A 12,943-nucleotide genomic window follows, 5' to 3' on the forward strand; every position below is an offset into this window, starting at 1 on the left:
CACCCGCCCTCCCGCTCGCTGTGGGGCGGGGGGGTGGGGGCGTTGTATAAAACACCACACCCCAACCCCCCCCGCCCCGGGGGGGCCCCCCCGCCGGGGGTGGTCGCCTATAGCGGCCTGGAGCGCTCAGGTGAGTGGCAAAGTGTCTTAATCTGGTTTGAAGCGACTTAGCTCCAAGAGGCTAGAGCAACAACGAGAGGGGCTGGTGAAGAGGGTTGCTTTGCCTAAAACCTTGGCCGCTGTGGGAGCGACTCTCCTCCTGCTCAACAGCCCGGTTGCCCCTGCCCAGACGCTCCTCGACTGGCAGCCTGTGCGGGTGGTGCAGGGGATCCCTTTGTACCAAGAGGAAGTCTGGATTGGGGACGATCGGATCCCGGTTGCCATCGTGGTCATTTCCCTTACAGCGGGCCAACTGCGCCCCATCTGGGCCAATCCTGCCAGTTTGGTGGGTCTGGGGGAGCTGTCTTCCTTTGGCCCTGAACAGGGAGCCGTGGCGGCCATCAACGGCGGTTTTTTCAATCGCAACACCCGCCAGCCGCTGGGAGCCATTCGTCGGGATGGCCGCTGGATCTCCAGCCCCATCTTAGGCCGTGGGGTCATCGCTTGGTCGGATGGGACGGCAGGGCAATCCGTGCGCTTTGCCCGTTTGCAGATGCAGGCAGAGCTGCGCAACGACCTTGGGGATCGGATCCCGCTGGTGGGCATCAACAGTGGCTACATCCTGCCCGGAGTTGCCCAGTACACCCCTGATTGGGGATCCACCTACACTACCCAAACGGATGGTGAAATGCTCCTGATGGTGCGGCAGGATCAGGTGCAAGACATTCTGCCGGCAGGCCTGGCCGGTAGTTTGACGGTGCCGATCCCTCCCAACGGCTACGTATTGGCAGCGCGGGGTCTGGAAGGTGCCCTGGAAGCCGGCAAACTGATCGCGGGGGATCGCCTCAAGTTGAGCTGGACTGTGGATCCGCCAGAGCTGGCCGCCTACCCCCACATGCTAGGGGCAGGGCCGCTCTTGCTCTTGGACGGCCAAGTGGTTCTGGATGCCCAATTAGAGGGATTTCAACCCCTCTTCCGCCGCCAACGGGCTGCCCGCAGTGCCGTCGGTCAACTGGACAACGGACATTTGCTGTGGGTGACCGCCGGCAATGCCCAGGAAAATCAAGGGCTCACCCTGCTGGAGATGGCGCAGTTGATGCAGCAATTGGGCTGTCGCCATGCCCTGAACTTGGATGGGGGCAATGCTTCCACCTTGGTGCTGGGGGGAGAAACCGTCAATTTGCAACACCGACACCCAGAACAACGCACACCCCGAGTTCACAACGGCCTAGGGTTTTTCCCCAGTCCAAGTCGGTGATGGAGAACCGAAGCCCACCTTTTCTAGCGGCGGGACAGAGAAAAGTCCTTTCCAGGGATCGAGAGTGGGATCCCCAGGCTTCCTGGCTGCTTGAATGAGGGATCAGGCTTACTCTAGGTTTGCATCTACCCTCGGCAGGAGAAGACTTCTCAAGAACCAAAGATCTCCCCTCACCCCCAGAGGAGGGACTCGGCTCCAGTTGCACAACGGGATCCCGCCAATCTCAGAACCCAAGGCTCTAGAGCTTGTATAGGTTAGCCTTACGTGGGATCCAAACTGAATGGCCAATGCCTATTTCTCGTGATAGAAATAGAGATTAAACTGAGAACAAAAAATTAGCCTTGAGATCGACCAGAAAAATAATTGAAGAGATAACTTGGCGAAAAATAGTTCCAGGATATAGAGGTTACATAATTCTTTGCGTCCCTTCTCAAAAAATATCGTTGATAAGTTGTTTTTGATGAAGGCAATTAATGGATTTGCATTTCGTCGCTTTCGAGGTTAGAAATTAAGTTTAAGTTTTTGGACTTGCAGTCACACTTTTTCCAAAGTGAAGTCGAGACAACATGGGGGGCTCTCCGGCTCCTAGCCGAATAGATCCCCCGCTGGGCAAGGCTTTTGAGATGAGCAGAGCTTCGCCGCCATCTGGTGGCCAGGCCGCCGATATCGGTATTCCTGTTTGCAAGAGCTCATCTCATTCGGAAAACATTGATTCCTTGCTTGCATTTTTATAAGATACTTTTGTGCTTAAGTAAAATACCTCTACACTCAGATTTTTGTTTGGACTTGAACGTTAATTAAGATTTTGTTCAAAAGCTTTTCTTTTGGGCTCCTGCCTCTTGTGCCAAAAAGCTAGGATGGGCAAGGATTGTGTTTTCTGTCACTCTATTTGAGAAGATTTGTATGCCGGCCAGAAGCAAAACCAACTCGTTGACGGATACGCACAGGTGGTGTTTCATGGAATCCATAGCCAATGCTCTCCACCACTTGTAGGCCCTGTGAACCTAGGGCCTAGTTCCTTAACCCACTTGCGAGATCAAGCCGTGGTTTGCACTGCCTCTCCGAATCCTATGCCCTCCCCCAAGGATGCTGTTCCTGCGGCCCGGGTTAAGCAGCCTGCCGCTCACGACCGTTTCCTGCAGAGGGATGGAGCCTTCTCCACCCAGTTGATCCCCCAGGGATCCCTGCAGCTCTACACCCATCCCAGCCGGGGTATGTTCACGCCTGTGATGGCTCAGGCGCTGCGCTTGGCTGGCCAGGGGACGCGGGTGTTGATCGTGCAATTTCTCAAGGGTGGGATCAACCAGGGGCCAGAAAATCGTCTTTTGCTGGGCAGCTCTCTGGAGTGGGCCCGCTGTCGTCTGCACCGCTGCATCGATACGCCTCACCTGGAGCCAGAGGAGCGGCGGGCTCTGGATGAGCTGTGGCAATTTACCCAGGAGGCGGTCAGGAGTGGCCGTTATGGCTTGGTGGTGCTGGACGAGTTGGGCCTGGCCATCAGGCTGGGCTTGATCCCGGAGGCGCAGGTGCTGGATTTGATCGATCAGCGCCCAGTCTGGATGGACATAGTCATCACCGGGCCAGAGATGCCGGATTCTCTCCTGGAACGCGCAGATCTGATCACCCAGCTACGCCAACGGCGGGATCCAGTCCTCACTCCTCCTTCTCCAGAGGGCGGCCCCCGCCGAGAATAGATCCCTCGCGGGTCAGCAGCTCTTAGCTTTGCCATCAGTGACTGCGCTCTCTTTCCCAAACTCTCTGGCCTGTCGGGCAGCCTGTTGCAGCCATGTTAAAAAACGACCGCTGGATCTACGAGCAAGCGCAGCGGGGGATGATCGAGCCATTTTGCCCTGAGCTGGTGCGTCGCGTGGAGTGGAACGGCCAGACGCGGCCCGTCTTGAGCTATGGGCTCTCTTCCTACGGCTACGACATTCGCCTGTCGCCGGTGGAGTTCAAGATCTTCCGCCACGTGCCCGGCACAGTGGTGGATCCCAAGCGGTTTAACCCCAAGAACCTGGAGGCGGTGGAGCTGCACCACGATGAGATGGGGGATTACTTCATCATTCCTGCCCACTCCTACGGGCTGGGTGTCTCCCTAGAACGGCTGCAAGTTCCGGACAACATCACTGTCATCTGCATCGGCAAGTCCTCCTATGCACGGGTAGGGCTGATTGCCAATCTGACCCCAGCCGAGGCGGGGTGGCGGGGCTATCTCACCCTGGAGTTCTCCAACGCTTCTAGCGCCGACTGCCGCGTGTATGCCAATGAAGGGGTGGTGCAGCTTCTCTTCTTGGAAGGGGATCCCTGCCAGACTACCTACGCCGACCGCCAGGGCAAGTACCAAGATCAGCCGCAGCAGGTGGTGGTGGCCAAGGTTTAGTTGACTTGCTTCCCTCTCGGCAGAGAAGGGGATAAGACCACGGTAAAACCCGGCGGATGGGCAAGGGGGAGACGGGGGGCTATACTGAATGGCCGGGGATCCCCTTTTAACCTGTTGCGGTAGTAGTGCAGAGCTCTTTGAACGATCCTTCTTTGGCGGCTACTTCTCCTGGCAGCCCCGGTGAGCATAATCCAGATTGGCTTACCGCTTCCTACGATTACATCCTTCCTCCCGACCGGATTGCCCAAACCCCTGTGGAGCCGCGGGATCAGGCGCGGATGCTGGTGGTGTACCCAGATAGGCATGAGCACCGCCGCTTCTGCGACCTGCCTGACTACCTGCAAGCCGGAGATCTCTTGGTTCTCAACGACACCAAGGTGATCCCGGCCCGGCTGTGGGGAGCCAAGGTCTTGCCGGAAAAAGACTCTTTTGGGGCACGGGTAGAGGTTTTGCTGCTGGAGCCTGAGTTGCCAGGGATCCCAGCTAACACCTTCCAGCAGGAGCAGATCTGGCGGGTCTTGGTTAGACCAGGCAAGCGGGTCAAGGTAGGGGATCAGATCCGGTTTTGGGATCAGCAGGGATCCCCGGCGGAACTGATGGGCACGGTACTTGCTGTGGATGCGGAGACTAGTGGCCGGGTGATGCGGTTTACCTGGGAAGGAGCGGATCCCTTTGAGAAGATCTTGGAGCGGGTGGGGCGGATCCCGCTTCCCCCTTACCTCAAGGCTGCCCACACCCTTAATCCGGCGGAGGCAGGAGTCCGACCCGAAGACTATCAAACTGTTTGGGCTAGGCAGCCAGGCTCGGTGGCCGCCCCCACCGCCGGCCTGCACTTTACCCCCCAGCTCTTGGAGCGCTTGGCTCAAAAGGGGATCCAAACCGCTTTCATCACCCTGAACATTGGCCTGGGCACCTTCCGCCCCGTGGAGGCAGAACGAGTCACTGACCACCACTTGCACAGCGAGTGGCTCAAGGTGCCGGCGGAAACAGTAGCTGCCGTTCGGGCAGCCCAAGCGCAGGGAAGGCGGGTGATTGCCGTGGGAACAACCGTGGTGCGGGCGCTGGAAACGGCAGCCCTCTCCGGCACCCTACAGCCCTGGCAGGGGAAGAGCGACCTCTTCATCTACCCTGGCTACTGCTGGCGGGTGGTGCAGGGCCTAATCACCAACTTCCACCTGCCCCGCTCCAGCCTGATGATGCTGGTGGCAGCGCTGATTGGGCGGCAGAGGCTACTGGATCTTTACCAAGAGGCCATTGAGCAAGACTATCGCTTCTATTCTTTTGGGGACGGCATGCTGATCCTGCCCTAAGGGGATCCTCAGGCGGCTTGGGCAGGCCGGTCTTGGCCAGTGGCAAACCACCTCTGGAGGCGCTCCCATTCCACTTGGGGGTAGCCATCCACTGCCCAGTTGGCCCGCCGCTGCAGCATGTGCAAAGGAAAGAAAGTGGCCAGGGCCAAGACCGGGATCCCTTGGGAGCGAGCTGCTTGCATGCCGGCGTAGGTGGCTTCAAAGCTCAGGCACTCCTGAGGGGAGAGCCCCATCCGCTCTAGGAGCAGACGGTGCAGCTGCCCTGAACCCAGGTCAGGATCCATCTCCTCGCCGGTCACACGGTACCGGAAATGGTCGGTCAGCTGGGCCAGGAGCGGACAGGGGAAGCGTTCTAGAAAGGCCTCCACCTCAGCAGCAGCGTGGCCGCTCACTAGGCCCACCTTGAGCTGCAGCCGCTCCAGCCTCTCTAGAGTCTCCACCAAGCCGGGGACAAGAAGGGATCCCTTCTGCTCCTGCAACGCCTGCCGGTAGTACAGGGCCTTGCGGTGCAGCAACTCTTCTCGCTGCTTGGGGCTGAGCACCCGCCCCTGGGCTTGCCAAAGGGCGGGCAGGCGCTCCCGATCGGATCGGCCTAGGTAGTGCAGCCGGTAGAGCTCCTTTTGGGCAGGGGATCCTAGATCCCAGGGACGCAAGTTCTCCTCCAGCAGCACCTGGTTGATGGCGGAGAGGTGCAGCCCCTCATCGTCGGCCACTATGCCGCTCCAGCTTAGGATCACCCCTTGCAGCGCCATAGGAGAACCTCTTCCGCCCTTCTCTTGCTTGATCCTTAGGATCACTCTGGACAATTCCGAGAAGCTGGGATCCCTGCGCGGGCAGGAGGAGCCATGAAGCTGGGGGGAATGGGTTCGGGAACATGCCTGTGCAGGATCTCGTCGATGGCCTGCCTTGCCTCCGCCTCCAGCGACCAGCCCCAAACTCCGGCTAGGTCATCCAACTGCTGGCGCTTGCGCGCTCCCCACAGGATTGCACTCACTCCCGGCTGATCCAAGAGCCAGCGCACGGCCAACTGAGGCAGGGTTTTGCCGTAGCGCTCCCGTGCCAGCTGGCTCAGCTCTTCTACTGCTTGCAAGTACTGGGAGTAGCGAGGTTCCACGAACTTGGGATCGATGCCGCCGCGCAGATCTCCAGGCGGAAACTTGGTTTGGGGCGTCAGCCGTCCCCCCAACAATCCCCGGCAGAGGGGACTGTAGATCAGCGTAGCAATGCCGTTAGCCCGACAGTAGGGCAGAACGTCCGCCTCAATCTGGCGCTCAAACAGGTTATAGGGCGGCTGGACGGTGTGCAGGGGAGCCACCTGGCGAAAGCGCTCCATCTGCTGAGGAGAAAAGTTGCTTACCCCAATGGCACGGATCTTGCCCTCCTGCAGCAGGCGGTAGAAAAAGGCGGCCGTTTCCTCCAAAGGTTCTAGGGGATCTGGCCAATGCACCTGGTAGATGTCAATCACCTCCGTCTGCAGGCGGCGAAGGGAGTTTTCCAGATCCTGAGCTAGCCAACTTAGGCTGCAGTTGCGCACCACCTTGCCGTTAGTCCACTGCAGGCCGGCCTTGGTGGCAATGACCACGCGATCCCGGCAGCCGGCATCGCGGATGGCCCGTCCCAAAAGCGTTTCCGAAAGGCCGCGGCCATAGGCCGGGGCTGTGTCAAAGAGGGTAATACCTAGGTCAATAGCCTTGCGGAGGGTGGCATAGGCCTCCTCAGGGTCTGCTGGCCCCCACCAATCCCCGGTCATGCTCCAGGTGCCCAACCCCACGCGGCTAAGTTTTAGACCTGTCTCGGCAAGCGTGACAAACTCCATGGCAACTTCTGCAAAGAGGATCCGGTTTCAGGATGCTAACAGGCGCCGGGAGAAGACAAAGCCGGTTGCGCCTAGCTGCTGGTGGAAAAGGAGGCCGGGCTTTTGCCTCTACTTTTCTAACTAGAGGCTCAGTAGAGTGGGGATTGAAAAATTCCCACCGGAATGGCCCAATGAAGTCCATTTTCCCTCTCTGCCTGGCCGGGGGCAGCGTTCTGATCTGGGGATCCCTGCTGTCTGTGCAGGCACAGGTGATCACGCCCCTTTTTCCAGAAACCTCCCGAACTCCTATCCCGCTGCCCCCCGGCCAGGATATTCCCACCCTGCCCATCGTGCCGGATCCCCGGCCTGTACCGACGACATCCCCCCGGCCAAGGCCGCTGCCGACGGGGACTTTTGAGGAGATTAGCCGCTACTTCCGCGATCTCAACCGGGCCAAGAACTTAGCCCGCCAAGCGGCTGAAATTGCCAACGGGGGCTTGCAGCGCTACCGCGCTGAGGCCTCTATGCACGGGGCAGCCATCGATGCACCGTTTGAAGAGTTCGCAGATGCCTGGATCTTCACCTTCCGAGGCGGCGAGCCTGGCTTTACTCAGCCCAGCATCGAAACCCAGGTGCGGGTGGATCGGCGCACCTTCCAGACCACCATCCTCTACAACGGCCCCATCCGTTCTCTGCGCTAATGGGATCCCCGCCATCCCTGGCATAATCAAAAGAGGGCAAGGGATGCGGGAGATGACCAAGTTTGTCTTCATCACTGGCGGAGTGGTCTCCAGCATTGGCAAGGGGATTGTGGCGGCCAGCCTGGGGCGTCTGCTCAAGTCCCGCAACTACACTGTGTCGATTTTAAAGCTGGATCCCTACATCAACGTGGATCCCGGCACCATGAGCCCCTACCAGCATGGGGAAGTGTTCGTCACCGACGACGGCGCCGAGACCGACTTGGACTTGGGCCACTACGAGCGCTTCACCGACACCAACATGTCCAAGCTCAACAACGTTACCACCGGCGCCATTTACCAGGCGGTGATCTACAAGGAGCGGCGGGGCGACTACCAGGGCAGCACAGTGCAGGTGATCCCGCATGTTACGCAGGAGATCAAGGAGCGCATCCGGCGGGTGGCCCGCGAGACCAACCCCGACGTGGTGCTGGTGGAGGTGGGGGGCACGGTGGGGGACATCGAGTCGCTGCCCTTTTTGGAGGCCATCCGCCAATTTCGCAAAGACGTGGGCCGAGCCAACGTGGCCTACGTGCACGTGACCCTGGTGCCTCTCATCAGGGCGGCGGGGGAGATGAAAACCAAGCCCACCCAGCACTCGGTCAAGGAGCTGCGCTCGATCGGGATTCAGCCGGACGTGCTGGTGTGCCGCTGCGAGCAGCCCCTGCCCCGCGGCCTCAAGGAGAAGATCTCTGAGTTTTGCGACGTGCCGGTGGAATGTGTCATCCAGGCCCAGGATGCCCCCAGCATCTACGATGTGCCTTTGGTGCTGGAGCAAGAGGGTTTGGCCCAGCGGGTTTTGCAGATCCTCAACTTGGATCCGCAGCAGCCGGATCTGCGCGAGTGGGAGCTCTTGGTGCAGCGGCTGCACCACCCTCAAGAGCGGGTAGAAATTGCCATTGTCGGCAAATACGTGCGCCTCACCGATGCCTACCTCTCAGTGGCGGAAGCCCTGCGCCATGCGGGCCTGGCCCTCAATGCCGGCGTTACTTTGCGCTGGATCTCTTCTGAAGAAGTTGAGGAGCGGGGGCCGGCAGCCCTGCTGGCCGGTGTGGACGGCGTGGTGGTGCCGGGGGGGTTTGGTAGCCGCGGCATCGAGGGTAAGGTAGCCACCATCCGCTACGTGCGCGAGCAAGGCATCCCCTTCCTAGGGCTGTGCCTGGGCATGCAGTGTGCGGTGATCGACTGGGGATGCCACATTGCCGGTCTAGAGCGGGCCAACAGCTACGAGTTTGATCCCGACACCCCCCACCCCGTCATTAGCCTGTTGCCAGAGCAGAAAGATGTGGAGCACTTGGGGGGAACCCTGCGCCTGGGCCTCTACCCCTGCCGCATTCTGCCTGACACCCTGGCGGCCAAGCTCTACGGCGAGGCCATCATCTACGAGCGCCACCGCCATCGCTACGAGTTCAACAACGCCTACCGCAGCCTGTTCTTGGACTCCGGCTACGTCATCAGCGGCGTCTCGCCCGATAACCGCCTGGTGGAAATCATTGAGCTGCCCAGCCACCCCTTTTTCATTGCCACCCAGTTCCATCCCGAGTTTCGCTCCCGCCCCAATCGCCCCCATCCCCTCTTTTTGGGGCTGATTGAAGCCGCCCTGCGCAGCCGTTCCCGGCCGCAAGCCTTGCAGTTGCAGAACACAGGGCAGTTATCTGGTTAAGTTATCCAAGGGTTGTTGTTTCCAGCGCGCCATGCCCCGCCACCGGAAGAAGTCGGATTTGCCAAGCAAAATCTGCCTCACCTGCGGCAGGCCCTTTACCTGGCGCAAGAAGTGGGCCGACTGCTGGCCGGAGGTGAAATATTGTTCTGAGCGGTGTCGCAACCATCGCTCCAAGGGATCCCGATCCTCCTAGACGTCTGGGGCAGATAATGGGGTCGTCAAAGGGGGGTGGCATGCGGTTTCTCAAGTGGCTCTTGCACAATCCTCACGAAACGGAAGAGGAGGATCCCTTTCTGCGGGCCATTACCCGCCTAGAAAGTCTGATCTCGAAGCTGCTTTCCATCTTGATGATCGGGCTGATTGGGGTGGCCGTGGTGGATTTGGCCCGCTTCCTGGTGGCTGATCTGCTGCAGGAGCCGACTGGCTTTTTCTCCACCACTTTGATCGAGATCTTCGGCCTTTTTTTGAATATCCTGATCGCGCTGGAGATTCTGGAGAACATTACCGCCTACTTGCAAAAGCAGGTGGTGCAGGTAGAGCTGGTGATTGTGACTTCTTTGATCGCGGTGGCGCGCAAGATCATTATTTTCGATTTTGAGAAGCTGGGGGGCCTGGATCTCATTGGGCTGGCAGCAGCGACGCTAGCCCTCTCCGTCAGCTACTGGCTGGTGCGACGAGCCAAGCCGTGATCCCTGTCGAGCGAAGGGCGGGCCTGGACAAATCCTGATAGGATAGGGGCGGAGCTTTCTGGCAAGAGAGATGCGCGTGCCCTCGGGGGTTGCCCACCTGTTGAAGCTAGCTGTGCTGGCGGTGCTGCTTTGGGTGGGATCTGGCTTTCTTCCCGCTCTGGCCCGTCCGCATTCTTCTTACGATTTGCTCCTAGCACAACAGTTGGGCAAAACCGTGAAAACCTACAACAGTCCTCCGCCAATGGTCATCGACCCGGCCAAGTCCTACACGGCCACGCTGGAGACCACCGCCGGCACGATGGTTTTGGAGCTGTTCCCGCAGGAAGCTCCCCTTGCTGTCAACAATTTTGTCTTCTTGGCCCGGGATCATTTCTACGACGGCGTCATCTTTCACCGGGTCATTCGGGGCTTCATGATTCAGGGCGGGGATCCCACTGGCACAGGTCGGGGTGGGCCAGGCTACCGCTTTCCCGATGAGCCGGTGCGGCGCCCCTACACGCGAGGGACTTTGGCCATGGCCAATGCTGGCCCCAACACCAATGGCAGCCAGTTCTTCATTATGCATGCCGACTACCCGCTGCCTCCTCACTACACCATCTTTGGACAACTGATCGAGGGGGAAGAGGTGTTGGATAAAATTGCCACGGCGCCCACGGGCCCTCAGGATCGCCCCTTGAACCCGGTTGTGATCAAGTCTGTTCGCATCTCGGAATCAGACTAGGTTGGGCCAATCCGGCGAAACAGTTTGGTTAAATTAACTTGGCCTCTGGCCCCATTTTTGCAACTTGCTCTATGGGGGACTCAGTTATGGAGTTCGCTAGGCCCCGGCGAATGTCCCCCCGCATTCTAGTTCTGGATTTTGATGGTGTGCTCTGCGACGGACGGGCGGAGTACTTTGCTTCTTCCTGTCGAGTTTGTAGTCAGGTGTGGGGTTTGGCCCCTGCCCAGTTGGAGCCATTGCGCCCTGCCTTCGACCGCCTGCGACCCCTAATCGAGACCGGCTGGGAGATGCCTCTGCTGCTGTGGGGGCTGCAGCAAGGGATCCCCGAAGAGGACTTGCGCCAAGACTGGCCGGGCTGGCGTCAGCAGTTGTTGCAGCAGGGGGGGGTTTCCGAGCGGGCTTTGGCCCAAGCCCTGGATGAGGTGCGGGATCGCTGGCTGGCAGAGGATCTCCAGGGCTGGCTGGGGCTGCACCGCTTTTATCCAGGGGTAACGGCCTGGATGCGCCAGATCCAGGCTGCCGGCGAGCCGCGCCTGGCCATTCTCAGTACCAAAGAGGGGCGGTTTATCCAGCAGCTTTTGCTCCGCGAAGGGATCCAACTGCCACGCCACCGCATCCTGGGCAAGGAGGTACGCGCCCCCAAGGCCACCACCCTCCAGCGGCTGCTAGCAGCGACCCAGGTAGCGCCTGAGGAACTCTGGTTTGTCGAGGATCGCCTGCAGACGCTGCGCCAGGTGCAGAGCGTACCGGAACTGGAGCAGGTGCTCTTGTTTTTAGCCGAGTGGGGCTACAACCTGCCCGAGGAGCGGGAAGCGGCCGCTCGGGATCCCCGTCTCCATTTGCTCAGCCTAGAACAGTTTTGCCAGCCCTTTGAGCAGTGGTTGGCCCTGCCTGTTCCTTCCCCTCACCTTGCTGTCAGCCCGGCCAGCCCGGAAGACTTCACCCCTGGCCGGAAACGCCCGGAAGCCGGTTTGGCCTCGCTGGTGCTGACCTTGGTGGAGCTGCTGCGGCAGTTGATGGAAGCTCAGGTGGTACGCCAGATGGAGGCCAATCGCCTCTCTGCAGAGCAAATTGAGCGGGCCGGCAGCAGCCTGCAGGCCCTGCGCCAGCAAATTCGGCAACTCTGCGCCCTGCTGGAGATCGACCCAGCGGATCTCAACCTGGACTTGGGAGATCTGGGCACGCTTCTGCCCCGTCAGGGGGACTACTACCCCGGCCAACCCCACGGCGAGGGATCCCTGCTGGAACTCCTGGATCGGCTGATTAACACCGGGATTGTTATCGACGGCGAGATCGACCTGGGGCTGGCGGACTTGGATCTCATCCACGCCCGCCTAAAACTGGTGCTCACCTCTAGTGCCAAGCTCTAGCGGGGCTGTGATCAAGAGTGGCCTGAGCATTGAGAGTCTTGATTGAGATAATTGGGAGAAGCCATGCCTGAAGCGAGAAGAGAACCCAGAAATCGCGGTATGCTGGCTTTGGATCCCGTTAATCTCTCTTCATAGTCTTCTCCTATGGATGTCTTCGCCCCAACCGGAAACCTGCATGCCGACGCCATTTGGCCAGAGGTGGTGGTCACCCTCACGCTGTTGATTGTCTTGGTGGTGGATCTGGTGGGTGGGTCGGCGGCGCGCAAAAGTCTGCCGGCCCTCTCCCTCTTCGGCTTGATTGGGGCCTTGGTGACCTTGGTGTTGCAATGGCAGCAGCCCCAGTTGGAGAGCTTCTTGGGCAGCTTTGCCGCGGATCCAATTAGCATTCTCTTCCGCGGCCTGGTGGTGGCAACGGCAGCTCTGACGGTGATGATGGCGGAGCGCTACATCGCCCAGGCAGGGACACCCACCGGCGAGTTTTATGTGCTGCTGCTCACGGCCACCTTGGGGGGCATGTTCCTCGCCGGGGCGACGGATTTAATCATGGTGTTCGTCTCCTTGGAAACGCTGGGCATCGCCAGCTACCTGATGGCTGGCTACACCAAGCGGGATCCGCGTTCTTCCGAGGCAGCCCTGAAGTACCTTTTGACGGGGGCCAGCAGCACGGCCATCTTCCTCTACGGCATGTCGCTGCTCTACGGCCTGTCGGGGGGGCAGACCCAATTGGCGGCCATCGCGCCCTACCTGGCCAATGCCGGCCTGGTGGGGATCCTTGCCTTGGTGTTCTGCCTGGGCGGCATTGGCTTTAAGCTGGCGGCGGTGCCTTTTCACCAGTGGACTCCTGATGTTTATGAGGGATCCCCGACGCCGGTGGTGGCCTTTTTGTCGGTGGGATCCAAAGCGGCAGGTTTTGCCCTGGCC

General features: G+C 59.9%; 13 protein-coding genes. 11 read left to right on the plus strand and 2 right to left on the minus strand.

The genetic code is table 11. The features are described from left to right. The first annotated feature begins 220 nt into the window (after positions 1-220). From NW841_RS08800 to queA, 4 genes are all read left to right on the plus strand, one after another. Positions 221-1,357, plus strand: coding sequence for a phosphodiester glycosidase family protein (locus NW841_RS08800; protein ID WP_414386120.1), 1,137 nt, complete (start codon positions 221-223; stop codon positions 1,355-1,357). A gap of 1,070 nt (positions 1,358-2,427) precedes the next feature. Then, entirely contained in the window at positions 2,428-3,051 is a 624-nt protein-coding gene (locus tag NW841_RS08805; protein WP_414366376.1) for a cob(I)yrinic acid a,c-diamide adenosyltransferase, read from the plus strand. 92 nt (positions 3,052-3,143) lie between these two features. Then, positions 3,144-3,737, plus strand: coding sequence for a dCTP deaminase (dcd, locus tag NW841_RS08810; protein WP_414366375.1), 594 nt, complete (start codon positions 3,144-3,146; stop codon positions 3,735-3,737). 137 nt (positions 3,738-3,874) lie between these two features. Next, entirely contained in the window at positions 3,875-5,047 is a 1,173-nt protein-coding gene (gene queA / locus NW841_RS08815) for a tRNA preQ1(34) S-adenosylmethionine ribosyltransferase-isomerase QueA (RefSeq protein ID WP_414386121.1), read from the plus strand. A gap of 8 nt (positions 5,048-5,055) precedes the next feature. On the opposite strand, the gene NW841_RS08820 is transcribed toward queA, so the two are convergent. Next, positions 5,056-5,799 carry an HAD family hydrolase gene (locus NW841_RS08820; RefSeq protein ID WP_414366372.1) on the minus strand — a complete coding sequence of 248 codons (744 nt, stop codon included), beginning with the start codon at positions 5,797-5,799 and terminating at the stop codon, positions 5,056-5,058. A gap of 41 nt (positions 5,800-5,840) precedes the next feature. Continuing rightward, positions 5,841-6,863 carry an aldo/keto reductase gene (locus NW841_RS08825; RefSeq protein WP_414386122.1) on the minus strand — a complete coding sequence of 341 codons (1,023 nt, stop codon included), beginning with the start codon at positions 6,861-6,863 and terminating at the stop codon, positions 5,841-5,843. A 170-nt stretch (positions 6,864-7,033) separates the two neighbouring features. On the opposite strand from NW841_RS08825, the gene NW841_RS08830 reads away from it, so the two are divergent. The 7 genes from NW841_RS08830 to NW841_RS08860 form a co-directional block, all read left to right on the plus strand. After that, complete coding sequence (locus tag NW841_RS08830; protein ID WP_414386123.1) at positions 7,034-7,543, plus strand: hypothetical protein; 510 nt, start codon at positions 7,034-7,036, stop codon at positions 7,541-7,543. 52 nt (positions 7,544-7,595) lie between these two features. Then, complete coding sequence (locus tag NW841_RS08835) at positions 7,596-9,242, plus strand: CTP synthase (RefSeq protein ID WP_414386124.1); 1,647 nt, start codon at positions 7,596-7,598, stop codon at positions 9,240-9,242. Between the two features lie 31 nt (positions 9,243-9,273). Beyond that, positions 9,274-9,435 carry a DUF2256 domain-containing protein gene (locus NW841_RS08840; RefSeq protein WP_414334739.1) on the plus strand — a complete coding sequence of 54 codons (162 nt, stop codon included), beginning with the start codon at positions 9,274-9,276 and terminating at the stop codon, positions 9,433-9,435. 40 nt (positions 9,436-9,475) lie between these two features. After that, positions 9,476-9,931, plus strand: a complete 456-nt coding sequence (locus tag NW841_RS08845) for a phosphate-starvation-inducible PsiE family protein (RefSeq protein ID WP_414334740.1) — start codon at positions 9,476-9,478, stop codon at positions 9,929-9,931. A gap of 241 nt (positions 9,932-10,172) precedes the next feature. Beyond that, positions 10,173-10,652, plus strand: a complete 480-nt coding sequence (locus NW841_RS08850) for a peptidylprolyl isomerase (RefSeq protein ID WP_414386127.1) — start codon at positions 10,173-10,175, stop codon at positions 10,650-10,652. A 110-nt stretch (positions 10,653-10,762) separates the two neighbouring features. After that, positions 10,763-12,022 carry a gas vesicle protein GvpJ gene (gene gvpJ / locus NW841_RS08855; RefSeq protein WP_414386125.1) on the plus strand — a complete coding sequence of 420 codons (1,260 nt, stop codon included), beginning with the start codon at positions 10,763-10,765 and terminating at the stop codon, positions 12,020-12,022. 144 nt (positions 12,023-12,166) lie between these two features. After that, positions 12,167-12,943 (plus strand): proton-conducting transporter membrane subunit (locus NW841_RS08860; RefSeq protein ID WP_414386126.1); only part of this gene is annotated, 777 nt, incomplete at its 3' end.

Origin of the sequence: Synechococcus sp. H60.3, from assembly GCF_047462295.1 — a bacterium.
Classification (GTDB): Bacteria; Cyanobacteriota; Cyanobacteriia; order Thermostichales; family Thermostichaceae; genus Thermostichus.